Source organism: Haloplanus natans DSM 17983 (genome assembly GCF_000427685.1).
GTDB classification, from domain to species: Archaea; Halobacteriota; Halobacteria; order Halobacteriales; family Haloferacaceae; genus Haloplanus; species Haloplanus natans.
On the sequence record NZ_KE386573.1, the window covers coordinates 2,509,001 to 2,531,682 of the forward strand.

At 62.5% G+C, this 22,682-nt stretch carries 34 protein-coding genes; 29 read left to right on the forward strand and 5 right to left on the reverse strand.

Features of this window, described 5'->3' with window-relative positions:
- Window positions 1-72: 72 nt before the first annotated feature.
- Genes HALNA_RS15015 through HALNA_RS15025 form a run of 3 tightly spaced genes read left to right on the forward strand, consistent with a single transcriptional unit; the run spans window position 73 to window position 1,417 of the window.
- Window positions 73-351: a 4a-hydroxytetrahydrobiopterin dehydratase gene (locus tag HALNA_RS15015; RefSeq protein ID WP_049937146.1), complete on the forward strand. Its 279-nt coding sequence runs from the start codon at window positions 73-75 to the stop codon at window positions 349-351.
- The gene (gene lwrS / locus HALNA_RS15020) at window positions 348-707 is read left to right on the forward strand and encodes an LWR-salt protein (protein ID WP_049937147.1); all 360 of its coding nucleotides are present in this window, start codon (window positions 348-350) and stop codon (window positions 705-707) included. Before HALNA_RS15015 ends, lwrS begins: the two co-directional genes overlap by 4 nt.
- Window positions 708-757: 50 nt before the next feature.
- Window positions 758-1,417 (forward strand): HAD family hydrolase, encoded by a 660-nt coding sequence (locus HALNA_RS15025; RefSeq protein ID WP_049937148.1) that lies wholly within the window; start codon window positions 758-760, stop codon window positions 1,415-1,417.
- Here the strand turns inward: HALNA_RS15025 and HALNA_RS15030 are convergent.
- The 3 genes from HALNA_RS15030 to HALNA_RS15040 all read right to left on the reverse strand — a co-directional run bounded on the left by HALNA_RS15030 (window position 1,414) and on the right by HALNA_RS15040 (window position 5,319).
- Complete coding sequence (locus tag HALNA_RS15030) at window positions 1,414-2,079, reverse strand: HalOD1 output domain-containing protein (RefSeq protein WP_049937149.1); 666 nt, start codon at window positions 2,077-2,079, stop codon at window positions 1,414-1,416. The two genes, HALNA_RS15025 and HALNA_RS15030, sit on opposite strands and share 4 nt — an antisense overlap.
- A 136-nt stretch (window positions 2,080-2,215) precedes the next feature.
- The gene (locus HALNA_RS15035) at window positions 2,216-4,102 is read right to left on the reverse strand and encodes a molybdopterin biosynthesis protein (RefSeq protein WP_211226028.1); all 1,887 of its coding nucleotides are present in this window, start codon (window positions 4,100-4,102) and stop codon (window positions 2,216-2,218) included.
- Window positions 4,099-5,319, reverse strand: coding sequence for a molybdopterin molybdotransferase MoeA (locus HALNA_RS15040; protein WP_049937151.1), 1,221 nt, complete (start codon window positions 5,317-5,319; stop codon window positions 4,099-4,101). The genes HALNA_RS15035 and HALNA_RS15040 overlap by 4 nt, the downstream gene beginning before the upstream one ends.
- An 85-nt stretch (window positions 5,320-5,404) precedes the next feature.
- On the opposite strand from HALNA_RS15040, the gene HALNA_RS15045 reads away from it, so the two are divergent.
- The 8 genes from HALNA_RS15045 (at window position 5,405) to HALNA_RS15080 (ending at window position 13,255) form a co-directional block, all read left to right on the forward strand.
- Window positions 5,405-5,761 (forward strand): Hsp20/alpha crystallin family protein, encoded by a 357-nt coding sequence (locus tag HALNA_RS15045; protein WP_049937152.1) that lies wholly within the window; start codon window positions 5,405-5,407, stop codon window positions 5,759-5,761.
- A gap of 5 nt (window positions 5,762-5,766) precedes the next feature.
- Window positions 5,767-7,443 carry an ABC1 kinase family protein gene (locus HALNA_RS15050; RefSeq protein ID WP_049937154.1) on the forward strand — a complete coding sequence of 559 codons (1,677 nt, stop codon included), beginning with the start codon at window positions 5,767-5,769 and terminating at the stop codon, window positions 7,441-7,443.
- A 54-nt stretch (window positions 7,444-7,497) separates the two neighbouring features.
- Window positions 7,498-7,875, forward strand: coding sequence for a translation initiation factor IF-5A (locus HALNA_RS15055; protein WP_049937155.1), 378 nt, complete (start codon window positions 7,498-7,500; stop codon window positions 7,873-7,875).
- Between the two features lie 76 nt (window positions 7,876-7,951).
- Window positions 7,952-8,782: an agmatinase gene (gene speB / locus HALNA_RS15060; protein ID WP_049937156.1), complete on the forward strand. Its 831-nt coding sequence runs from the start codon at window positions 7,952-7,954 to the stop codon at window positions 8,780-8,782.
- Window positions 8,783-8,813: 31 nt separating this feature from the next.
- The gene (locus HALNA_RS15065) at window positions 8,814-9,572 is read left to right on the forward strand and encodes a Nif3-like dinuclear metal center hexameric protein (RefSeq protein WP_049937157.1); all 759 of its coding nucleotides are present in this window, start codon (window positions 8,814-8,816) and stop codon (window positions 9,570-9,572) included.
- An 84-nt stretch (window positions 9,573-9,656) separates the two neighbouring features.
- On the forward strand, window positions 9,657-11,306 hold the full coding sequence (locus tag HALNA_RS15070) for a hydroxysqualene dehydroxylase (RefSeq protein ID WP_049937158.1): 1,650 nt from the start codon (window positions 9,657-9,659) through the stop codon (window positions 11,304-11,306).
- Window positions 11,297-12,193 carry a hypothetical protein gene (locus tag HALNA_RS15075; protein WP_049937159.1) on the forward strand — a complete coding sequence of 299 codons (897 nt, stop codon included), beginning with the start codon at window positions 11,297-11,299 and terminating at the stop codon, window positions 12,191-12,193. The genes HALNA_RS15070 and HALNA_RS15075 overlap by 10 nt, the downstream gene beginning before the upstream one ends.
- A 48-nt stretch (window positions 12,194-12,241) precedes the next feature.
- Window positions 12,242-13,255, forward strand: a complete 1,014-nt coding sequence (locus HALNA_RS15080; protein WP_049937160.1) for a deoxyhypusine synthase — start codon at window positions 12,242-12,244, stop codon at window positions 13,253-13,255.
- Window positions 13,256-13,288: 33 nt separating this feature from the next.
- Here the strand turns inward: HALNA_RS15080 and HALNA_RS15085 are convergent, their stop codons facing one another.
- Entirely contained in the window at window positions 13,289-14,236 is a 948-nt protein-coding gene (locus HALNA_RS15085; RefSeq protein WP_049937161.1) for an ArsA family ATPase, read from the reverse strand.
- Between the two features lie 695 nt (window positions 14,237-14,931).
- On the opposite strand from HALNA_RS15085, the gene HALNA_RS20150 reads away from it, so the two are divergent.
- From HALNA_RS20150 to HALNA_RS15150, 18 genes are all read left to right on the forward strand, one after another.
- The gene (locus HALNA_RS20150) at window positions 14,932-15,123 is read left to right on the forward strand and encodes a hypothetical protein (RefSeq protein WP_157573555.1); all 192 of its coding nucleotides are present in this window, start codon (window positions 14,932-14,934) and stop codon (window positions 15,121-15,123) included.
- On the forward strand, window positions 15,123-15,680 hold the full coding sequence (locus HALNA_RS15090; RefSeq protein WP_049937162.1) for a DUF6735 family protein: 558 nt from the start codon (window positions 15,123-15,125) through the stop codon (window positions 15,678-15,680). Before HALNA_RS20150 ends, HALNA_RS15090 begins: the two co-directional genes overlap by 1 nt.
- The gene (locus tag HALNA_RS15095; protein WP_049937163.1) at window positions 15,680-16,030 is read left to right on the forward strand and encodes a hypothetical protein; all 351 of its coding nucleotides are present in this window, start codon (window positions 15,680-15,682) and stop codon (window positions 16,028-16,030) included. Before HALNA_RS15090 ends, HALNA_RS15095 begins: the two co-directional genes overlap by 1 nt.
- Window positions 16,031-16,038: 8 nt before the next feature.
- Window positions 16,039-16,446: a hypothetical protein gene (locus HALNA_RS15100; protein ID WP_049937164.1), complete on the forward strand. Its 408-nt coding sequence runs from the start codon at window positions 16,039-16,041 to the stop codon at window positions 16,444-16,446.
- Window positions 16,443-16,706: a hypothetical protein gene (locus tag HALNA_RS15105; protein ID WP_049937165.1), complete on the forward strand. Its 264-nt coding sequence runs from the start codon at window positions 16,443-16,445 to the stop codon at window positions 16,704-16,706. The genes HALNA_RS15100 and HALNA_RS15105 overlap by 4 nt, the downstream gene beginning before the upstream one ends.
- A 45-nt stretch (window positions 16,707-16,751) precedes the next feature.
- Window positions 16,752-17,201 carry a hypothetical protein gene (locus HALNA_RS15110; RefSeq protein ID WP_049937166.1) on the forward strand — a complete coding sequence of 150 codons (450 nt, stop codon included), beginning with the start codon at window positions 16,752-16,754 and terminating at the stop codon, window positions 17,199-17,201.
- Between the two features lie 90 nt (window positions 17,202-17,291).
- A complete protein-coding gene (locus HALNA_RS15115; RefSeq protein WP_049937167.1) occupies window positions 17,292-18,152 on the forward strand; it encodes a poly-gamma-glutamate hydrolase family protein in 861 nt (286 codons plus the stop codon).
- Window positions 18,153-18,341: 189 nt separating this feature from the next.
- Window positions 18,342-18,545 (forward strand): hypothetical protein, encoded by a 204-nt coding sequence (locus tag HALNA_RS15120; protein ID WP_049937168.1) that lies wholly within the window; start codon window positions 18,342-18,344, stop codon window positions 18,543-18,545.
- On the forward strand, window positions 18,542-18,760 hold the full coding sequence (locus HALNA_RS20680) for a hypothetical protein (RefSeq protein ID WP_049937169.1): 219 nt from the start codon (window positions 18,542-18,544) through the stop codon (window positions 18,758-18,760). Before HALNA_RS15120 ends, HALNA_RS20680 begins: the two co-directional genes overlap by 4 nt.
- Window positions 18,757-18,996 carry a hypothetical protein gene (locus tag HALNA_RS20160; protein ID WP_157573557.1) on the forward strand — a complete coding sequence of 80 codons (240 nt, stop codon included), beginning with the start codon at window positions 18,757-18,759 and terminating at the stop codon, window positions 18,994-18,996. The genes HALNA_RS20680 and HALNA_RS20160 overlap by 4 nt, the downstream gene beginning before the upstream one ends.
- Window positions 18,993-19,376, forward strand: a complete 384-nt coding sequence (locus tag HALNA_RS15130; RefSeq protein ID WP_157573558.1) for a hypothetical protein — start codon at window positions 18,993-18,995, stop codon at window positions 19,374-19,376. The genes HALNA_RS20160 and HALNA_RS15130 overlap by 4 nt, the downstream gene beginning before the upstream one ends.
- On the forward strand, window positions 19,373-19,798 hold the full coding sequence (locus tag HALNA_RS20165; RefSeq protein ID WP_157573559.1) for a hypothetical protein: 426 nt from the start codon (window positions 19,373-19,375) through the stop codon (window positions 19,796-19,798). Before HALNA_RS15130 ends, HALNA_RS20165 begins: the two co-directional genes overlap by 4 nt.
- Complete coding sequence (locus tag HALNA_RS20170; protein WP_157573560.1) at window positions 19,791-19,940, forward strand: hypothetical protein; 150 nt, start codon at window positions 19,791-19,793, stop codon at window positions 19,938-19,940. Before HALNA_RS20165 ends, HALNA_RS20170 begins: the two co-directional genes overlap by 8 nt.
- On the forward strand, window positions 19,937-20,236 hold the full coding sequence (locus HALNA_RS15135; RefSeq protein ID WP_049937171.1) for a hypothetical protein: 300 nt from the start codon (window positions 19,937-19,939) through the stop codon (window positions 20,234-20,236). The genes HALNA_RS20170 and HALNA_RS15135 overlap by 4 nt, the downstream gene beginning before the upstream one ends.
- A 288-nt stretch (window positions 20,237-20,524) precedes the next feature.
- Complete coding sequence (locus HALNA_RS15140) at window positions 20,525-21,181, forward strand: hypothetical protein (protein WP_049937172.1); 657 nt, start codon at window positions 20,525-20,527, stop codon at window positions 21,179-21,181.
- Window positions 21,178-21,510, forward strand: coding sequence for a hypothetical protein (locus HALNA_RS15145; protein ID WP_049937173.1), 333 nt, complete (start codon window positions 21,178-21,180; stop codon window positions 21,508-21,510). The genes HALNA_RS15140 and HALNA_RS15145 overlap by 4 nt, the downstream gene beginning before the upstream one ends.
- A complete protein-coding gene (locus HALNA_RS20175) occupies window positions 21,507-21,683 on the forward strand; it encodes a hypothetical protein (protein WP_157573561.1) in 177 nt (58 codons plus the stop codon). The genes HALNA_RS15145 and HALNA_RS20175 overlap by 4 nt, the downstream gene beginning before the upstream one ends.
- A complete protein-coding gene (locus HALNA_RS15150; RefSeq protein WP_049937174.1) occupies window positions 21,676-21,993 on the forward strand; it encodes a hypothetical protein in 318 nt (105 codons plus the stop codon). The genes HALNA_RS20175 and HALNA_RS15150 overlap by 8 nt, the downstream gene beginning before the upstream one ends.
- Window positions 21,994-22,114: 121 nt before the next feature.
- Here the strand turns inward: HALNA_RS15150 and HALNA_RS15155 are convergent, their stop codons facing one another.
- A complete protein-coding gene (locus tag HALNA_RS15155) occupies window positions 22,115-22,378 on the reverse strand; it encodes a hypothetical protein (protein ID WP_049937175.1) in 264 nt (87 codons plus the stop codon).
- Window positions 22,379-22,682: the final 304 nt, after the last annotated feature.

Below are 22,682 nucleotides of genomic sequence, written 5' to 3' on the forward strand. Positions count from 1 at the left end.
CCACCGGTAATGACTTACACTAAACCGTATAAGGCCCCAACCGTTATTCTCCGGGCGACCGATCGTTCGGGCATGCCCAACAGACTCGACGACGACGAGATCGAGCGACAGCTTCCCGACGGCTGGGAGCGCGACGGCGACGAAATCGTCCGTGTCTACCAGTTCGACGACTACCTCGACGGCGTCACCTTCGCCACCCGCGTCGGCGAAGTCGCCGACGAGGAGTTCCACCACCCCGAAATCCGCATCCGCTACGACGAGGTCGAAGTCCGGCTGACGAGCCACGAAGCGGGCGGGATCACCGATACGGACGTGCGGCTGGCGAACCTGTTCGACGACGAACGCCGATGACCGCCGCGTACGTCTTCCGGGTGACGTTTCGCCTCCACACCGCAGGCGTGACTGCCGACCCCGAGCGCTTCGAGACGGTCGTCACGAAACCCGCGGCCGACCCGGGGACGGAAGGATGGCTGTTCTTCCGAGACGAACTGTGGCGCGGCGAGGTGAACGACGGGGCGCACCTGCGGTCGCTGGCCGAGGACTGGCTCGGCGTCCCGGTCGAGTCGGTGACGTTCAGCGAGTTACGGATCGACGAGGGATCGCTCGACGCGCTGCGGGACGAAATCGAAACAGTCGACGAGTTCGACGACCCGCCGACATCGGTGCTACACACCCACCTCGGCAGTTCGATTCGGGTGGACGGATAGTCGGCCGGGGGCGGAAAACACTTGTCCGCGCCGCGCGTACCTGATACCGAATGGTCGCACACGCCTACGACTTCTGGCTGTTCGACCTCGACGGAACCCTCGTCGACGTTGACCCGGACTACGCGGACGCGGTGTTCGACCGCGTCGGCGACCGACTCGGTCGAACCTTCTCCGATCGCGAGGTCGAGGTCCTCTGGCACGGGCTGTCGGGGGAGCGCACCCCACAGCTACGCGAGTGGGGTATCGACCCCGAGACGTTCTGGGCCGCCCTCCACGAGGCCGAAGATCCCGAAGCCCGCGCCGCGGCAACCTACCTCCACGACGACGCCGACTTCGTCGCCGACCTCGACCGCCCCGTCGGCCTGGTCACTCACTGCCAGGAGTATCTGGTCGATCCGGTGCTCGACCACCTGGACATCCGCGACTGGTTCGATACGGTCGTCTCCTGTACCCACGACGTGGGCTGGAAGCCCGACCCCGCGCCGGTGTATCTCGCCATGTCCGACCTGACCGTCGATACGGACGCCGACGGCGTCCTCGCCGGCGACGGACCGAACGACATCGGCGCGGCGTGGAACGCCGGCCTCGACGGCGTCCACGTCGAACGCCACGACCCCTACCGGCGCGGCCGCTGTGTACTCGGCGACTACCGCGTGCGCTCGTTCGACGAACTGCGGGCGGCGGAGCGGCCGACGGCGGCGGGCGACTAATCCCGGACGAGGACGACGCCGTCGCCGGTGACGGCGAGTTCGCAGTCGGCGTAGACGAAGCGAACCTGAACCGCGTCCCGCTTTCGCCCGTCGGCGCGATGGACGAGCAACGACAGCGCGTCGGCATCGATGGACTCGTACAGCGGCGGGAACTCCGTGGCGTCCCGGCCGGTGTACGCCTCGACGGCGGTGACGATGACCGTCGCCAGATCGTCGGCCTCGGCCCGGCGGTAGCGGCCGATAGGGACCCACTGTCCGGCATCGGTATCGCCGTCGTTGCGGGTCGCTACGCGGGGCGCCGGTTCGACGACCGACGACGAGTCGACGGTGACGGTCAGCACTCGGTCGAACAGGTCGTCGAACGGCTCGGCCGACCCTTTCCGGACGTACTCCGTCCGCGAGTCACGGAGGACGGGGTCGAGGGCGTCGTAGGTCGTGGAGGTGAACAGCACGACCGGCAGATCGGGGAACGTGGTCGCCACGCGCGTGACGAACGGCTCACCGTCGGCAGCCCGGAACGAATCGCTGACGAGACAGTCGACGTCGTGAGTCGACAGCATCTCCAATCCGGTTTGCGGGTCGGAGGCTGTCAGCCAGTCGAGTTCGTCGCGGACGTCGGCCCAATCGCTCGACACGTCGAGCATGGCCGGGTCGTCGTCCACGTGCAAGACGGTACGCTTGGAAGACACGAACCCACGCTTGGCGGCGGGATTACAAATAATCTCGGGCGCCGTATCACAGGAGACACCGGGAGCGTGCGCTGGAGCAGGTCGACTCGCCGACCGGCGTACGCCCGTCTCAGGAGTCGACGCCGGCGAGCGACGCCGTCACGTCGTCGAGGCGGGCGTCGAGGACAGCCCGGAGCGCCGCGACGCCCGGCTTCCCCGTCCGGTCGGGGTTGGCCAGCACGCGAACCGACTCGACCCCGAGGGGGACGAACCCGCAGTCGAGACGTTCGGCCGTCGCCCGGAGGCCGATACCGGCGTCGACCGCGCCCGCGAGTACCTTCCGCGCCGGGCTCTCGATCCCCTTGACCGTCAGGTCGTAGCCGTCGACGGCGTCGGTCAGGTCGCGGCGGTCGAGCCCCCGCTCCGCCGCGAGGGCGTCGAGTTCGGCGTCGAAGCTGGCTCGCAGCCCCGAATCGCGGGCGCGGTTGACGACGCGCAGGTCGCAGTCGACCAGGTCCGCCAGCCCGTCGATCCCTTCGGGGTTGCCCGCGGGGACGACGAGGCCCCACTCGCGGGTCCAGCCGCCGAGGTCGACCGCGTCAACCTCGCGGTCGGTGGGTCCCGAGACGACGGCCACGTCGGGCACGCCGTCGCGCAGGCGGCGGCGACCCTCGCGGCTCCCCACGTCGAGATAGCGGGGACGCTCGACGCCGTCGAGCAGGCGGGAGAGCGCGGGGTCGTCTTCGCCGACGCCGAGGAGGGTCGGGGCACGAACGTCGGGCGAGAAGAGTTGCACCGTCACTGCCTCGCCCGCGGCGAGATACTCCGTGTCGGCGTCCACCTCGACGACGCCGTCGGCCTCGACGAGGCTCGTCGTCGCGCCGCTGCCCTTGTCGACGGGGTAGACGAGGGTGTCGCCGGCGGCGTCCTCGACGAGGCCGACGGGCATGAGCCGCGTCCGGCCCTCGCTGTACCGCTCCTGAACCGCCATCTGCCCGTCGACGGTCGCCGTCCCCGAGGCGGGGAGGCCGGCCGCGGACCGGACCGCCGGCGCGACGAAGGTGCGGAAGATGGTGAGCGCGGAGACCGGATACCCGGGGAGGCCGACGTACGCGGAGTCGCCGAGACGACCGATCAGCATTGGCTTGCCCGGCTTGACCGAGACGCCGTGCAGGAGGAGGTCGCCCCGCTCCTCGATGACCCGATAGATCACGTCCACCGCGCTCGCGGAGGTCGACCCCGAGGAGAGCACGAGGTCACACTCCTCGGCGGCCTCGACGAGCAGTCGCGCCATCTCGTCGTAGTCGTCGCCAGCGTGGGGGTAGAGGACGGCCTCGCCGCCCGCCTCCTCGACGCCCGCGGCGATGGTGTAGGAGTTCACGTCGTAGATCTGTCCGGCAGCGCTGTTCAGCGCCTCACCGGGGCGGACGAGTTCGTCGCCGGTGGAGACGATACCCACCGTCGGTTTCCCGCGGACGGGCACCGCGTCGACGCCGAGTGCCGACAGCAGACCGATCTCCCGGGCGGTGAGGGGGGTTCCGGGGCCGAGCGCCCGCGATCCCGCGGCCACGTCGGTGCCCGCGACCATCACGGCGTCGCCGGGGGCGACCGAGGTGCGGATGGCGACCCCGTCTCCCGTCTCGTCGGTTCGCTCGACCATCACGACGGCGTCGGCACCGTCTGGCATCACGGCGCCGGTCGAGATTTCGGCGCAGGTTCCCTCGGCCACCGCCACGTCGGGTTCGGCGCCGGCGTGGACCGTTCCGACCGTCTCGAGGACGACCGGGTCCGCCTCGTCGGCGCCGAAGGTGTCGCGGGCGCGGACGGCGTAGCCGTCGACGCTGGCCCGGTCGAACCCCGGCACGTCGAGTTCGGCGTCGATCCGGTCGGCGAGGACGCGCCCCCGGGCCTCGTCGAGCGGGACCGTCTCCGGCTCGGGCGTCAGATCGAGGCTCTCGATGGCCTCGTGGGCTTCGGAGGGTGGGCGGAGGTCGCGGAACTGTTTGCGGCTGCTCACGCGGACCACTCCCAGTTCTCGACTGCGACGGTCGCCCCGGCGTCGTACCCCTCCCGTCCCTCGGGGACGACGACCCACCCGTCCGCGAGGGCGACGCTGGAGAGGACGCCCGACCCGCTGGCGCGGGTGGGTTCGGCGACGCGTTCGCCGTCCGCCTCGGACAGACGAACCCGCGCGAACGTCCGGGTGCCGGGTTCGCTCGAAACCTTCCGTTCTAGCCGCGCGTCGACGGTCGGATGATCGGGGATCGGCATGTTGCCGGCGGTTTTGAGCACGGGCCGGAGGAACTGGACGGCGTTGATGATACAGGCGACGGGGTAGCCCGGCAGCATGATGACCGGCGTTTCCTCGACAACGCCGAGGGCGACGGGGTGGCCCGGCTTGAGCGCGACACCGTGGACCAGCACCTCGCCCAGTTCGTCGACGACTTCGGGCGTGTAATCTCGTTCGCCGACGGAGGAGCCGCCGGTGGTGACGACCACGTCCTTCGCCAGGTCGCGCTGGATGGCGGCGCGGATGGCGTTCGGGTCGTCGTCGACGACGTTACGGTAGGCGGGAACCGCGCCCCAGCGGTCGGCGAGACGGGAGACCGTGAGGCCGTTCGTCTCGATCACTTCGCCCGGGCCGGGGTCACGCTGGACGAGTTCCTCGCCCGTCGGGACGACGCCGACCGTCGGCGGGTCGTACACCGTCACCTGATCGACGCCGACGGATTTCAGGAGGCCGAGATCGGAGGGGCGGATCCGGTGGCCCGGCCGGTAGAGCTCCTGGCCCTCGGCCACGTCCTCGCCCACGTCGCCGACGTTCTCGCCTTCGGCGACGGCGTCGAACACTTCCACGTCCGAGCCGACCGTCTCCGTCTCCTCGACCATGACGACGGCGTCGGCGCCGTCGGGCAGGTCGCTCCCGGTGTGGACGCGGACGGCCTCGCCAGGGACGACCGAGTCCGTCCCCTCGCGGAGGACGGCCGGCGAGCGACCGGAGGCGCCGAAGGTGTCCTCGGCGCGGACGGCGTAGCCGTCCATCGCGGCGCGATCGTATCCCGGCACCGGGTTGGGGGCGGTCACCGTCTCCGCGAGAACGCGGCCGTCGGCGCGACCGAGCGCCACCCGATCGGTTCGGTCGTGGCCGGCCACCGCGTCGAGGACGGTCGACAGTGCCTCGTCGACGCGGGTTCGGTCCTTGAACCCCGCGCGTTCGAGATCGTCGTGACTCATACCCGTCCTTGCGCTCGGGGATACAAAAACCCGTCCGGGGGGAGACACCGCGGCCTTTTTCGATCCCCGTTCCTTACGCACGGTCATGTCCGCACTGCGGGATGCGCTTCGGGACCTCCCCGAGGCGGTGTTCGCCGATCTGCTCGAGAGCGACGACGCGTATCTGCTGGTCGTCGACCTGCCCGGCGCGACGTCGGAGACGGTCGACGTTCGGGTCGAGAAGGGGCGCCTCCTCATCGAGGCTCGCCGCGAGAAGGCCCTTCCCGCGTCGTTCGAGTACGTGCGCGAGGACCGGCCGCTCTTCCTCGACGCCGAACTCCCCCTGCCGCCGGACGCGACGGGCGCGGGCGCCGACGGGTCGATGGATCGGGGCGTCCTCGAACTTCGCCTCCCCAAGTACGAGGCCGCGCCGGAGCAATCCATCCCCATCGAGGACGCGTAAGCCGGGTGGTCACGCTGGTCAATCTCCGTGCCTACTGGCGGTTCGTCCGCGTCATCCACCAGTTCCTGCCCCTGATCGTCACCTACACCCGCGACCGCCGGAAATACCTCCTGTTCGGTGGGGGGCGAAGCGTCAGCCCCGAACGACAGCGTCAGCGGGCGGATCGCCTGCTCACGTCCCTGCTCACCCTCGGCCCGACGTTCATCAAGCTCGGACAGCTGTTGTCGACCCGACCGGACGTGCTCCCGCCGGCGTACATCGAGGTGTTGAGCAGCCTGCAAGACGACGTGCCGCCGGCGCCGTGGGAGGAGACCAAGCCGGTACTCGAAGCCGAAGTCGGGCCCGTCGACGACGTGTTCGACGAGTTCGACCGCGAGGCCATCAGCGGCGCCAGCCTCGGGCAGGTGTACCGCGCCACCTACGAGGGCGAGGAGGTGGCGATCAAGGTGCGCCGACCGGGCGTCGAGGCGCTCGTCGAGGCGGATCTGCGGGCGCTCAAGTGGCTCCTGCCCGTTCTCCTCCGTTTCGTCGACGAAGCGCGGCGGTTCTCGGTCGAGAACGTCGCCGAGGAGTTCGATACGACGATCCGACAGGAGATGGACTACGAGCGCGAGCGCCGGATGCTCGGCGAGATTCGGGAGAACTTCGCCGACAACGACCGCATCCGCATCCCGACGGCCGTCGACGAACTCTCCGGGTCGCGGGTGCTGGCGATGGAGTATCTCGCCGGCACCAAGATCAACGACGTGGAGACACTCGACGAACGGGGGATCGACCGGAGCGACCTGGCCGAGAGCCTCCAGCGCATCTATCTCCAGATGATCATCGAGGACGGCGTCTTCCACGCCGACCCCCATCCCGGAAACCTCTCGGTCATGGACGACGGCTCGATCATCTTCTATGACTTCGGCATGAGCGGACGCGTAGACGCCTTCTTCCAGCAGAAGATCGTCGATTTCTACATCGCCGTCGCCAACCAGGACATCGACGGCATCCTCGACGCGATGGTCGAGATGGGGACGCTCAGCCCCACCGCCGACCGCGAGGTGATGGGCAACGTGATGGAACTCGCCATCGCGGACGTGCGCGGCGAGGACTTGGAACAGTACCGCGTCCAGCAGGTCATCCAGCAGGTCGAAGACACCATCTACGAGTTCCCACTGCGCCTGCCGCGGAACTTCGCGCTCATCATGCGGGTCGCGACGGTCGTGGAGGGGGTGTGTGTCACGCTCGACCCCGAATTCGACTTCATCAGCGTCGCCACGGAGTATCTCACCGAACAGGGCTACCGCGAGCAGGGGGTCAAACAGGCCGTGGAGACGGCGGGCGACCAGTTGGAGGCCACCGCCCGCTCGCTGGTGACGGTGCCGCCGAAACTCGACGACGTGTTGGACCAGGTCAAACGCGACGACCTGACCGTCGAGGTGAAACTCGACGATCAACACGACGTGCTGGATCAGTTGGCGAAACGAATCGCGTACAGCATCCTCGTCGCGGTCGGCCTGCTCTCGACGGCCATCCTCTACTCGTTCAACGAGGCACCGGAGGCGGCGGGGGTCGCGGGGGCGATCACCCTCCCCGTCGGCGTCCTGCTCTATCGCTCGTTACGTCGGAAGAAGGGAGTCAAGGCACGGCCACAGTTCACGAGACAGGAGATGCGGCGGCGCCGTGGCGACGAATAGTCGGTCGAGCGGCTTTCCAAACCGTTTATACACCACCTTCCGTTACCTGCCCGTATGGCGCGAGAGCAAAAGCAGGTGCGGGAACTGCAGGAAGGGAGCTACGTTATGATGGAGGACGCCCCCTGCAAGATCAACGCGTACAGCACGGCCAAACCCGGTAAACACGGGAGTGCGAAGGCGCGTATCGAAGGCAAGGGCGTCTTCGACGCCAAGAAGCGGTCGCTCAGCCAGCCGGTCGACGCGAAGGTGTGGGTCCCGATCGTCGAGCGAAAGGGTGGGCAGGTCGTCTCCGTCTCCGGCAACGACGCCCAGATCATGGACCTCGACACCTACGAGACGTTCACGATGCGCATCCCCGAGGGCGAGTCGCTGTCGCCCGACGACGAGATCGAATATCTGGAGTACGAGGGCCAGCGGAAGATCGTCGGGTAATGGGCGTCGTAACCGTGCCACGGCGGGTCGCTGCGGCGGTTCGGCGACCCGTCAGTACCGGCTCACACCGACCAGTATGACGTTTCCCGGTGCGACCGCCGGCCGTGACGAGGCGGCGTACGTCGTCGTCGGTGCACCGCTCGATATCTCCACGACCTTCCAGCCGGGCACCCGGTTCGGTCCCGACCGAATCCGTCGCTTCGCCGGCTCGTTCGAGGATTACGACCACCGAACCGGCCGCCACTTCTCCGACTGCGCCGTCCACGACGCCGGCGACGTACACGCGTGGACCGACGCCGCCGAGTACGTCGACTACCTTGCCGGCACGCTCCGTGACGCCCGGTCGGACGGCGCCGTCCCCCTCTTGCTGGGCGGCGAACACACCGTCACCGTCGCGGGCGTCCGCGCGGTCGATCCCGATCTGTTCGTCTGTCTCGACGCCCACCTCGACCTCCGGACCGACTTCGACGGCGATCCGTGGAGCCACGCCTGCGTGACCCACCGGGCACTCGACGCCGCCGACCACGCCGTGATCGTCGGCGCCCGCGCCGGCTGTGCGGCCGAGTGGGAACGGGCGAGCGAGGCCGACGTGACCGTCGTCGACCCCGAGAGGGTGGCCAACGAGGGCGCCGCCGCCGTCACCGCGGCCGTCGACGACCTCGCTACCGCGACGACGTATCTGAGCGTCGACATCGACGCCGCCGATCCGGGCGTCGCGCCGGGAACGGGGACGATGGAGCCCGGCGGCCTGTCGGCCCGCGAGATGGCGGCCGTGATCCGCGCCGTTGCCCCGTACGCCGACGGCTTCGACGCCGTCGAGGTGAACGACCGCGACGACGGGCAGGCGGCGGCGCTCGCGGCCCACCTGCTTCGGGCGTTCGTGGTCGCCCACGCCGACGGAGCATAGTTTACAAACCCCCACCGCCCGAGTGGCCAGTATGCGGCGTGATACATTCGTCTCCCGGCTGGACGAGCGGCTTCGCACCGACGACTACGCGGACGTGGACGCGAGCGCGAACGGCCTGCAGGTCGGGCGCATCGAGGGCACGGTCGAACTGGTCGCGCTCGCCGTCGACGCCGCGGAAGCGACCATCGCCGAGGCAGTCGAACGCGACGCCGACCTCCTCCTCGTCCACCACGGCCTCGCGTGGGGTGGCTTCGACCGGCTCACCGGCCTCGACTACGACCGGATCGAACCCCTCGTCGAGAACGATGTGGCGCTGTACGTCTCACATCTCCCCCTCGACGGCCACCAGGAACTCGGTAACGCCGCCGGCGTCGCGGACGTTCTGGACCTGACGGATCGGGAGCCGTTCGGCGAGTACGGCCCCGAGTACGTCGGCACGCGGGGGACGGCGACGGAGACGTACGACGCGGACGACGTGTCGACCCTGCTGAATAACGCACTCGACACGGAGACACGGGTCCTCGGGTTCGGCCCGAACGAAATCGAGGAGGTGGGTATCGTCACCGGGAGCGGCGTGGACTGGATCGAGGCGGCGGCCGAGGCGGGTCTCGACGCCCTCGTCACCGGGGAGGGAAAACAGAAGGCGTACCACGAGGCGCGGGACCGCGGCCTGAACGTCTTCCTCGCCGGCCACTACGCCACGGAGACGTTCGGCGTCCGGGCGCTGGGCCGCGTCGCCGAAGGGTGGGGGATCGAGACGACATATATAGAACATCCGACAGGTATCTAACCGGACCGTTCGGACCGTGGAGTGGACGTTAATCGGGTGTCTGGTCGGGGAAACAGTTATGTTCGATCCCACTATCGGAGTTACATGTCGAGACGGACGCCACGGGTCGCCGTGCTGGGTGGAGGAGTCGGTGGCCTGAGTGCCGCACACGAACTCGCCGAGCGCGACTTCGGCGTGACGGTGTACGAGGCACGGGAGCGACTGGGCGGAAAGGCCCGAAGCTTCCCCATTTCGACGCCCGACGGGGGGACGGTTCCGGCCGAACACGGCTTTCGATTCTTCCCCGGCTTCTATCGAAACCTGCGCGAGACGATGCAACGGATTCCGCTCCCCGAGGGCGGGACGGTGGCTGACAACCTCGTCCGAACGAACGAGACGCTGATCGCGGCGACGGACGGGGCGGAGACGGTGTCGGAGACGCGGACGCCGGGGTCCATCGCGGAGTGGGCGGCGGCGTTCAAACCGACCATCGGGGGCGGCGAGTTGACGCCGGCGGAGACGAACTACTTCCTGCGGCGCCTGCTCGTCCTCCTGACAAGCTGTCGGGCGCGACGCGAGCGCGAACTCGACCGGGTGTCGTGGTGGGAGTTCGTCGACGCCGCGGCGCAGTCGCCGGCCTACCGGAAACACCTCGCCGAGAGCACGCAGGCGCTGGTCGCGCTCCAGCCCCAGCGAGGGAGCGCCCGCACCATCGGACAGATATACGTCCAGCTGATGTTGGATCAAATCGACCCCAACCGACCCACGGAGGCGGTGCTCAACGGGCCGACGAGCGAGGTGTGGATCGACCCGTGGGTGACGCATCTGGAATCGCTGGGCGTTGAGTTCCACACCGACTCCCCGGTGACGAAAATCGACGCCGACGGCGAGGGCGTCACGGGCGTCGAACTCGCGGGCGGCGAGCGAGTGACGGCGGATCACTACGTCGCGGCGCTCCCCGTCGAAGTGATGGCGTCGCTGGTGACGCCCGGCCTCCGGCGGGCGGCGCCGTCGCTCTCGCACGTCGGACGCCTCGACACCGCGTGGATGAACGGCATCCAGTTTTACTTCACCGAGGACGTGCCCCTCGCGCGAGGCCACCAGGCCTACACCGACTCGCCGTGGGCGCTGACAGCCATCTCCCAGCGACAGTTCTGGGACGACGGACCGTTCGACGTGGGTGTCGACAGCGGCGGCGCCGTTCAGGGCGTCCTCTCCGTCATCGTCTCGGACTGGGAGACGCCGGGCGTCGTCTACGACAAGCCCGCCCGCGACTGCAGTCGGGAGGAGATCAAAACGGAGGTGTGGCACCAGCTCGCCGCCCACCTGAACCGCGACGCCGAACGCCTCTCCGAGGACGCCCTCTACGACTGGGTGCTCGACCCCGCCATCGTCGAGGACGGGCGGGGGATGACGAACACCGAACCGCTCCTGATCAACACGGTCGACTCGCTTCGCCACCGGCCACGGGCAGTGACGGTGGCGCCGAACCTCGTCCTCGCGGCCGACTACGTCCGGACGGAGACGGACCTCGCGACAATGGAGAGCGCGAACGAGGCCGCCCGCCGGGCGGTCGCCGGCATCGTCGAGCGGGCGGGCGTCGACGCCGACCCACCCGAGGCGTGGGGCCTGGACGAACCCCGGCTGTTCGACCCGCCGAAACGACAGGACGCGGTGGCGTTCAAATTCGGCCTGCCGCATCCGGGCGAGGCGGAGCGGGGGCTACGAAAGACGATCCGAGGGCTGTGGGGCTGAATCACGCTGCGATCCGCGACGCGGTGTACGACTCGCTGACGGCCGAGTTCGCGACGGCGGCCGGCGACCGGCCGGCGACGGTTCCCTTGACGCCGTTTTACGACCGGGCGCGCGGGGTCGTCGTCGTGACCGCCGCGCCGGCGTTCGCGGGGAAAGCCGAGCGGGCGGCGGCTGAGCCACGCGTGTCGCTCCTGTTGCACGACGGGACGGACCGGCTACACCTCCAAGGGCGAGCGACGGTCCGGGACGACGATCTCGAGGAAAACGCCGCCGTCGTCGAGCGCCTGCTCCGCGACGAGCCCCCGTCGCCGAAACGGGCGGCGATGACCGCCGCGGCGGAGGTTCTGAACACCCGGCTCGGTCTCCTCCTCCTCGACTGGTACGGACTGCGGATCCTGCTCGACATCGAGCCGACGGCGGTCGAGCGCCACGCCGACCGCGGCGTCGGAGTGACGGAGCCAGCGTGGTCCGCCGCGGACGTGGACGCGAGCGAGGCGGCGGCGTACGACCGCGCGGTGGCGACGGTCGTCTCGGACGGCTGGCCACGGAGTTGGCCGCTCGTGGCGCCGGCGGTCCGTGACGGTCACCTCCGGCTCTCGCCGCCATCGGGCGTCTCGCCGACGGACGGTCAGCCGGCCTGCGTGCTCGTCCACTGGCACGACGACGGCCTCACCGGCCTGGAACAGCGAGTTATCCGTGGGCGGTGCCGGGTCGCGGACGGCGGGACGTGGTTCGACCCCGCGAGCTCCACCCACCTCCGGAATCGAAGCGTCCGGGATCGGCTCCGGTTCGTCGCCGACGGCAAGCGGCGAACGCGCGCGTACTTCGCCGAGCGTGGGGAGCAGTACCGTCTGTGGCCGGGGCTCCGAACGCTAGTCGAGTGGTAACGACCGCGGACCGCGTCGTTGAAATCGCTGGGGCGCACAGAGCGGCCAATGACGGACGACGACGCGAGCGACGGCGGGCACGACAGCGGCCGCGAGGAGTTCCACGAGGACCCAATCGGTCACGCCGAGGTGTGGCCGGGCATGAGCGTCGGCGACCTCGCGACGGAGTACCGCATGGCTGGCATCGGCGCCGCGGAGATGGGCCGCGCGGTCGACATCTACGCCGAGATGCTGGGCCGCGACGACGTGACCAACTTCTTCGGCCTCGCGGGCGCGATGGTCCCCGGGGGGATGCGGTCGGTGGTGTCGGCCCTGATCCGCGACGGCCACATCGACGCCCTCGTGACGACGGGGGCGAACCTCACCCACGACGCCATCGAGGCCATCGGCGGGAAACACCACCACGGCCGAACCGCGGCGGCGGGCCACGAGCGCGACCACGACGAGCAGCTCCGCGACGAGGGCGTGGATCGCATCTACAACGTCTACCTCCCACAGGAGCATTTCACGCTGTTCGAGGGCCACCTCCGCGACCGGGTCTTCCCCGAGTTCGACGGCGTCGTCGCCACCAGCGAGTTCACGCGGGAACTCGGGCGGGCGAACCTCGCGGCCAACGACGGCGTCGACGAGGACGCCGGCATCGCCGCCGCCGCGTACGAAAACGACGTCCCCGTGTTCGTCCCCGCGGTTCAGGACTCGGTGCTTGGCATCCAGGCGTGGATGCACTCGCAGGTGTCCGCGTTCACGCTCGATGCACTCGCGGACCTGACGAACATCACCGACGTGGCGTTCGACGCGGAGAAGGCGGGTGCGACGGTCGTCGGCGGTGGCGTCCCCAAGAACTTCGTCCTCCAGACGATGCTCACGGTGCCCGAGGCGTATGACTACGGCGTCCAACTCACCACCGACCCCGCCTCGACCGGCGGCCTCTCCGGGGCCACCCTCGACGAGGCGCGGTCGTGGGGGAAGTTGGAGAAGTCGGCCAAAAACGTCACCGTCCTCGGCGACGCGACGATCACCCTCCCCCTCCTCGTCGCCGGCGCGCGTGACCGACTCGACTGAGCGAGACCGACGGCAGTGACCGACTGCCCGCGGTCACGACCGGCGGTGAAGTTCCGGGCCGACCCGCTCTAAGGCATCGATCCCCTGTGTGTCTCCCGGTAGCTCCGGCACCCGCCGGACGGGCAGATCGAAGCCCGCCTCCACCGCCGCGAGGCGGTCGGCGTGACGGACTTCGTCGCGCCGGCACCGGTCACAGGCACAGTCCTCAGGGTTGGTGAACAGCCGATTCACGACCAGCGACTCGACCGACACGTCCGCCTCGCGCAGGCGGGCAACGAGGCGCTCGCTCTCCGCGATGGCCATCCGCTCGGGTGTGAGAACGACCCGGAAACTCGTCCGCTCGGGATCACGGAGGAGCGCCCCGACCGCCTCGATGCGGTCGTGGAGGGTCGTCACGGCGTCGGCGTCGTCCGACCTCCCGCCCCAGTACGCCGCCGGCCCCAGCACCATGCTCCGGGCGGCGCGGGCGGTCCGCCGTACCCGTTGCTGTACGTCGCCCGCGACGCCCAGCGTCTCGGCGAGCACGGCGGGCAGATCCAGCAGTCGTAACGTGTGCCCCGTCGGCGCCGTGTCGAAGACGACGGTTTCGTAGTCGGCGTCGGCGTAGCGGGCGATATACTCGAGCGCCGCCACCTCGTCGCCGCCGGGAACGAGTCCGGCTTCGAAGAGTCGTTCGAAATCCGCGTCGTCGAGGTGGAGGCCAGCGTCGCGGAACTCGGCCGCCAGCGCCTCGATAACGCCACGGTAGGCCGCCTGTCCCGTTTCGGGGTCGACTTCCGCCGCCGCGAGCGAGTCGGCAACGTCGGTCGGGTCGGCGCCCAGATCGCGCTCGAAGGCGTCACCCAGCGAGTGGGCGGGGTCGGTGGAGACGACCAGCGTCCGCGCGCCGGTCCGGGAGCGGGCGAGCGCGTGCGCCGCCGCACAGGTCGTCTTCCCGACGCCGCCTTTCCCCCCGTAGAGGACGATGCTGGTATCGGTCATCGACTCCCGCTACACGCCCGGAGCACACAAAGCCGTGGGTCGGGGGACATTTGTGGCTCCGGAGCGGAGCGTCGACCGGCCGATGACGAGCGCACCGCTCCGAACCGGGGTGGCACCCGGTAGTGAAGAGCCCTATGAGTGCCGAGGCCTCTTCTCCTATGTAGGACTATGCCGTGTCCTACTACAATTTAACGGAAGCTACGCGGAGAACTGAAGATTTTAAAGCTATTTCCGTATTCTATCTGTCGGCGGTTGAGGCCTGAGATGTGTAGTTGGTGAGTGGATTTCTGGGTTCGGCAGTGTGGAGATGATCTGATTTGAGGTGTGGTCTGAGTTGGTTAGATTGGGAGGCCTCTCGTTTCTCTGCTCCTCTCTCGCTTTTCCGGTGTTAAGACCGTATAATATAGTTGTTAGAGGGTTGGGACCTGTTTCAGTGCTGTTGTCCTGACCTGTGGTTTTCTGTCTGTGCTATTTCTGACCCGGTTTTCTGGCCTGGTGATTTGGTTCTGGCCTGTTTGATGAGCTGGTTTTCGGGGCTTACTTCTAATATGTAATACAGCCATAGTTGTACATTTAAAAGAGTTGATGGTTAATTAACAGATAGGCGGAAAACATGACACAAGCCGACAACACCTTACAACTTCCACAAAAGGAGAAAATCCAGCTAAGAACAAATCCACAGGTGGATCTTTGAAATGACAGTACAAGTCTGTGAAGAATGTCCTGAATGTGGTTCTGAACTATCAAGAGAACCGCACATTGAACACGGCACACGAAGACAGAAAACAAAAAGAGTGTACGTAAAATGTGAGAACTGCGAGTTTTCAAAATACAGTGATGAAATCAGTGAAGAGAACAAAGTCCCTATCGAAGAGGTGGCCCAGTAGTGGGACACAGAGCATTCCTGGTCAAACAGGAATCAGAAAACCAATTCAAATACACCTACTCCCACTGGGGAGCAAACAAATTCAAGAAACTCAGCGACGAGGCCTTCTACAGCGAGAAAGACATCGAAGACGAAGACCTTCACAACAGGTTCTCCAAGCTCTGGGAATCAGCAAAGAACCACGGCGAAGAAATCGAGACAGCATCTTCTCTTGACGAAGTCATCGACATAGAACGGACCACGATAGAGGCCTACATTATTGAAGACCGCGGCGGGGAACTTCACGCAGTCTTCCCGACCATCACAGAAGACGTCAACGTTGCAGTAGCCCGGAAATTGAACGGAGTTAGAGAGCTGCACCGGCTCAAAGGAGTACACCGGAAACTGAGCAACTATATCACGGTGGCAGAGACCCAAGGCCTTGAGGAAGAGACGATACGACGGGGAGTCCGGACAGCTATCACTGATAGAGTAGCGGGTAACGATGTCACCCTGATTCAGGAAGACGACAACCCGCACGTTAAAATCTTCAACAAGGTCAGCAGGGTGATTCCCTGATGGTTCTGAGTAGCAAGAAAGAGAAAGCGAAGAAGCAGGTAGCTGAAGAAATCCGGGAAATTGGAGGCGTGGCGAATATTGAAAGTCCTGTAAAGCAGGTTCTTGAACCGGCGGTAGAAGAAGTCACTCCTTCAAAGTTCCATTACATTTGGAAGGACATCAAGGACGCAGAGAAGCAGGATAGTCTCCCGATGAGAGTCCCAGAAAAGCCGACGATCAAACGGGTAGCTAAGAGAATTATTTATGAGGAGTTGATGTTGGCGGCAAGAGATGGTTATCAGGAATTGACTGGGGAAGATATTCAACTCAACCTTTCGGGAAGCGACCTTCAAACGGGTGAGGAGCAGTGAAATCTTCGGTGGCAGCACTAGATCTTGAGTGTGGAGATGCAGCCTTCCAGATCAAAAAGTGGGAGGACGAGTTAGCGAAAGAGACCAAGTCAGCATTGAAGGATATGGCCGAGGTGGAGGACGCAGATGTCGAGGCTGAGGCCGCGGCCTTCACTGCGAAACTCTTGTTCCTGGTCACGGACGGAGACTGGAAGCAGGCGGAGGGAATCGCCTCCGTACTTGAATCGTTTTTCAGCGAACAGACAGCGGGCAGCGAGATAGAGATGCCTGAAGAGATAGAGGCCTCGGAACAGGAGGAAGGACAGGCCGACGAGGAAGACGTAGATGAGGCCTCAGACACTGAGAAATCTGAAGAAGATGGGGACGGAGAAGAAGCCGAAACAGAAGACGACGGTGACAGGGTGATCATCAAGTGACGAACAAGACGATGGAACGCCAGAATGCGGCGAAGACAGTTGGCCAGGTCTTCCAAGGCCAAGGCCCTCTCACCGAAGAAGAGGAACAGCAGTTCAAGGAATTGATCGAGGACGTAGCCGAGTTCAACAAGCGAGGCCGGTTCAAAGACCGTCAGCAGCCAGATAACGAGGAGCAACAGCCGCAGAAGGTAGAGATCGAATTATCCACCGACGGCGGAGAAAATCCAGAAGAAGAAACCGAGGAGGAAGATGACGAGTGAAACCCTCTGTCTTCCTTTTCTCTTTCTTTGAGGTGGAGTTCTGACGTGGGAGAGGTCGGTTTTGCTGAAGAAGCCCGGCGAATCGAAGAAGAAGCTGATTCGCATCAGGAAGTCGTGAGCGAGCTAATGGGTTCCAGAGAGTATCAGGAGGCGCTCCTGGAACAGGGATGGCACAAGGAAAACTATGGGATTTCAGTAATGGGTGTCTCTTACTGGCAGGAGCAGAGGAAGGACGCAACCGATACCCACCATTTCGAGTATCTGCTGCGGGAGATCATGGAGGCCAATCTGGTTTTCTGGAAGCACTACCACGACTTTGACTCTGATCAGGCCTTCGTGGGGGCCGTATCTAATGGAGACCTAAATACTGCCAGCGGCAGTGTGGAGAATATCGTTAAGACGTGGGATTGGCTGACCGAGAAAATCGACGCACCGGAGGAACTGGAAAGCCAGCAGGAAGGCCTCAACAGTTTCACAGGGAGGAGTGTTTCCTGATGGAACTCTTCTCACCTGTTTTCTCTATTTTCCTCCTTTAGGTATTTCCATAAAGAGACTTGGAGGAGTGGTTCGTAGAGGTAGAACAAGATGACTGAGGCAGTCGTCAGTGAATCGCGCGGGATAGAGGAAGGGAACCGCTGCAGTCTATCCTCGCGCCTGGCCGAGGAATTGGAGAAGGAGCCGGGGAGCCACATAAAGGTAGAAGGCGGGTTGAAGGCTTACTTCGTTGTCGACGAGATCCGTGGTGGGGACGAGTCGGAAGAGGTCTGGGTCTCAGTTGAAGGCTTGGACAGGATCAAATCCGAATCCGGGCAACAGGTAGAGATCTCGGCTACGGTTCCGGACTCGAGTTACGCGGAGGCTTGGAAAACAGCTGGTTTCTACGAATCACTGTTGGAGTCGGAGGGCAGTGATGTCTTCATCTCTTGTCCTCACGGCGGGGATGCGGAGAAGAATACGGATGTGATGGGCCGTCACCTCTGCCAGATGCTGTGGGAGAACAATGTAGGTGCTTCGGCGTGGCTGTGCCAGGGCTTTGATTCAGGATATGACGGTAAGGATTCGTACAGTCGCTGGCATTTGAGGAAGCCGGTGAAGGCCTTCGATGCGTACCCCAGGTTGGAGAGTGTCAGGGACCGGCGTTTCGATTATGTCGTCGGGTTCCACCTGCAACAGAAGGATTACAGCACGGTGATGGTGGGAGGTCAGGCCTCGGATGATCTACGGAGAGCTGTAGCTGAGTCGCTTCAAGAGAAGTTGGGTAGTTATGCGGATGTCGAGTGGAGATACAGCGAGTTTGCTTTGACTGGGAGAGGAGACAAAAACTCGGTGAATTACTTCACGAAAGACGGTCAGGGGCTTCAGATCGAGATGCCGCCGAAGGTCTGTAGAAACAAGTTCAAGGCGGTTCCACGGGCGGTCAGGAATGTTTTGACTGAGCTTCTTTAGAGAAGGCGACAGTGAGGCCCTGGGATTAGGTATAAAAAAGTATGACTACTACTAATTTATATGGCAGAGAAGTGTCATAAATGCGGATATGAATGGGACTGTGACTCCGATATGGATCGGGTGACTTGTCCCAACTGCAGTCGCAAAACCTCGAATACAGCAAAAACACAGGCAGAGGCCTGATAATTGATGCCTGAGTTTGTTGAGAGGATTCAAAGAGTCGTTGAGGAATATCCGGAGCTGGAAGATGTTTCGGATGAGGCTTTAGAGGCATTTGCACAAGCAGCAGGCCTCAACGTAGCAGACGAAATTCAGGAGATGATCTCCGAGGAGACAGAGGGTTCAGAAGAGAGACTCGAAGAACTCCTTGAACAGAGGCCTGATAACCAGTGAGTTGTGGGGAGTGTAGAGGCCAGATCACGGTTCAGCACCCGGATGATGAGCCGATCCTTGCTTTCCGAGAGTTGATGGAGAAATTGGCTGAGGAGATCGGCAGTAGGAAGGAAGCCCGGAATGTAGCGAATCAACTTGTTCAGGATGTCTACCACGGCAGTCCTGAAAACCTGGATTTCATAGAAGCCCTCGAAGAAGAAGGTGGGAATCAGTGATTGAAGACCCTCCTGAATGCTTCAAATGCGAGCAAAAAGCCGGTGACGGCGGTTTAGCTCATGGCCTTGTGAAGATCTACAGCCGTGAAGAAGATGAGGTAACTGTAGTAGGCGGTAAAAGAGATGTGACCTACAAGACTAAGCAAAGATGGGTTTGCATTGAGTGCCTCTTGACCACTGTTGCCAGAGCATCATTTGAGGAAGCCTTAGACTACGCAGAGGTGGAAACTCAGTGAGTGAGGTTTGTGTTGACTGCAGTGAGGAAACCGAGAACAGGATGACGATAAACAGGGAGGAACAGCCGGTGTGCGAGGCCTGCGAGAAAGCCCACAAGATTATGCAGTTAACTCGTATGCCTGCTGAAGTGATTCAGCGGAAGGAAGAATATGTCGCAAGCCTCAGGGAAAAGGCCCGGGTTCTGGCCCGTACAAGGCTGAACAATGGGGAGATGCCTGATGACCAGCACTGCCAGATCTGCGGAGAAGTCAAAGAAGACGTCAACGAGTTTGAGGCAACAGACGACGTCGAATATGCCTGTATCTCCTGCGTTGGAAAAGCGATTAGAGGAGAAGTCGAAGGCGTAGAAGTCAACGAAGGGAGGCCTGATATCGAATGAAGACGGAAAACTACGTCAATCCTGGATTTTGCGAGGACTGTGGAAAACTCCTTGAAGACCAGAAAAAATGCCCTGACTGCGGTGGAGACGTTGTAGAGACATGGGAAGAAGAATGTCCTAAGTGCGGTGAAGAGCATTACCACAGGCCTCACAACGAGTGCAACTGTTGTGGAGAAAAATCCGTTGAGATAGGGATGCACTTCCCCGTTCTCTGCTACGAGTGCAGCAAAGTTCTTGGAGAGATCAGGCAGGAAATCAATCCGTGCCCTAACTGTGGCGAAACCAAGGGCAGGCAGGATGGAAAGACAGGCCTTCACATCTGTGGCAACAGCAATTGCAGAGTGAAGTATTACGATTCTGAAGACAACAGAGAGGTCTACGACAGGATTAGAGAACGCAGGGGGCTTGATACCGGTGAGTGATCCTTTCCCTGAATTTCTGGACTGCCCTGAATGCGGTACTAAGGCCTCAAGAATGAATGAAGTAATTGATCGAGATACAGGAGAGGTTCTGGAGGCCAAATACATCTGTAGTTGCGGATTTGAAGAGGTGAAGTCCAAGTGAGTGATTCCCGGTTTACTGAGGAATCTTTGTTCACGTATATCGGTGATCCGGAAGAGGAGAACATGGTGCGGCTGGAGAAGGGTGATGTCGTCCGTTATGAGAAGTATGGGAAGGAGATGGAGGCCTTCTTCGTAGCAGCTGAACCGGGTACGAATGCGGTTAAGATCCGGAAGGCTTCGGATACCTTCGATTACATCACGTTAGAGAGTATCAAGGGGAAGGTCGAAGACCCGGAGATCAGTGAAGGCTTCATCGACGAACGAGACTTGGAAGAGGTGAGAACCACAGTTGAGTGAGAAGAGGGAGTTAATTGCTCGAGTTGAGGAGTGTCCTTACTGCGATCATAGTTCTGAAGATCTCTGTGATAGGCACCAGGGTATTCTCGATTCTTTGCCGACCGAGTACGTTGTAAGATGCATCGGTTGTGGTGACGTCTTTTCGGAGGTCCCTGAGAATGGCAGGGTTGAATGTCCTACCTGCGAAAAAGCTCTAAAATCTAATAGAGGTGAGAATCAGCGCTGACTGATGAGGGTTATCAGGAAACTCTTGTCGGTGACTCTCCAGTCCTCGACGATGATCTAATTGTGGAGAAGTATTGGGATGGAGGTCATCGCCAGGTCATCGATAGTTTGCCGGGCGAGGATTCGCATCTAGATCTGCACGAGACTTCGTCAAAAGTCGGTTCGCCGGAGGTCGAGTACCCCAGAGAACGGGACCACTACACCGTTTCCAAGTTCACTGGTTATCATGACGGAAGGAGCCGAACGGAGTACAAAGTCTTCGACATCGAGGTTGACCGGGAAGAAAATCCGGAGGATGCAGAGAGGATCGAGGATCTTCTTTCTGAGCTTCGCCGTCTTCCAGGGCTTGAGGACGAAATCAACCAGTACGACTCTTTCGAGGAGCTTGAGGAGAATAGTGATACGGTCAGAAAGTATGAGGCTCTGTACGGCGCTTTGAAATCGGCGTGGGACAAAGACAGTTTAGCCAATTACGCCACAGGACGGCGGAGGCCTCGAATGTTCGAGGTCGACCAGTTCCCACAAGGGTTCTACGGTGTACCACGACTGTTCCACAGCCACGCAGACCAATTAATCGGAGACAAGCTGCAGGAAGAGGATCTCGGCAGTCATTCGGTGGCTTGGGGTAGTTTCATCGTCGAGCCTGAGGACTTCTCACAGGTCCACGACCTGTTGGAGCCGTTCTACCACACGCCTGGCGATGGGGTGGTTCGAGAGTGAGGATTGAGAGGCATCAGTCGGAGACGTTCGTGTTCGGAGACAACTGGGTTGCGATGTGGTACGATCCGGCGTGCGAAGTTGACAATCCTTCCTACTCTGACGTTTGCTGGTCTGTCAAAACTAATATAGACGAGTTCCGGCACGTCGACAGCAAAAACAGGGATGCGTTACAGGCCTGGGCCAGTAAGCGGAGCAAAGGTGTCCAGTACGAGAGGTCACAGGCGAATGAGGTCTTCAAAGAGATCAAAACCGAGATCTTAGCCCGTGAGATGTCTCTGGAGGAAGCTGAGAAGATAGTGGAACAGACAACAGAAGGTGATTCAGAATGAGCACAGAAGAACAATCAAACGACTTACCGTCTCTTGATAAAATCAAAGGCCACCTCAGGTATGATCTGAAGGCGATTGATACAGTTTCAGAACAGCACGCTGAGCACATAGTGGAAGACCTGGAAAATCTGATAGAGAAGAAGATCGAGGAGGCTGACTCTTCGGATGCCTAAGTGGGAGCACAACTTTCTGAAGATCCACGAGGGCTGTGGAGGCCTGGTGTACTGGGTTGAGGCCTTGGAAACTCCAGGTGTCGGCTACTTCGGCAAGTGCAGGAAGTGTTCTGTGGACCGGATACCTGTGGAGCAGATGATCCCGGTGAACGTGATTGATTTCGAGGACGAACCGGTGGAGATTGCTTCAAAAGTCCGTTCGGAGAAGCTGGAAGACCTGGCTTGGGATCAGGATAGTAGCTGGGAGAAAAATCAGGAACGCCTGCAAGAAGAACTCAGGACAGCGGAGGTGAGAGGCCTTGAAAGATAGCGATCATATCGGACGGTTCTTTGATATAGAAGAGATGAAGAGGAAAATCGGTTAGAGAGATCTCCAGAGCGATTTAGAAGGTGACACCTCGGAATGAGTTGGTCAACTGACTTTCTTTTCTTCACTGTTCGAGCAGGTCTTCGATGGTCTGGTCGTCTCCAAGCGACGTGAGGATCTGTTCCCTTGTGTCCTGCATTTCTTCGAGCTTCTCGGGGGTTAATCCGTATTCGCTTCTGAGGACGTACTCGAAGACAGCTTTCTCATTGATCTCGTATTCCTCGCCGCAACTGGGACAGCTGTATGGAATCTTATCGTTGTATTCGATATCTTCGTCGAGGATTTTCTGCGCTAGTTCGGCCTGAGTATATTCTGCTCCGTCGCTCATTGGCCTTGATTACAGTTGGGACATTTAAGAATTTCATCTCCGCCTTCCTGGGGTTGCCAGGTTTTCGCAGCTCCACAGTTGCTGCAGAACCCGCTTTGCTCTTTCTTGTTGTCGCTGCATTCTCGGCAGTCATCGAAGAAATCGTGCATGTGTATGTGTTTAGTTGGATGGTTCGACGCCGTCAGGCCAGTCCGGGGGAAAGAGACGTTGAACATGAAGTTCTTCTTTGATCCAGGCTTCGTCTTGGATATCCGGGTCGTTGTTTTCTTGGAGGACCGAGGTCTTCTACTGTACAAATTTTCTC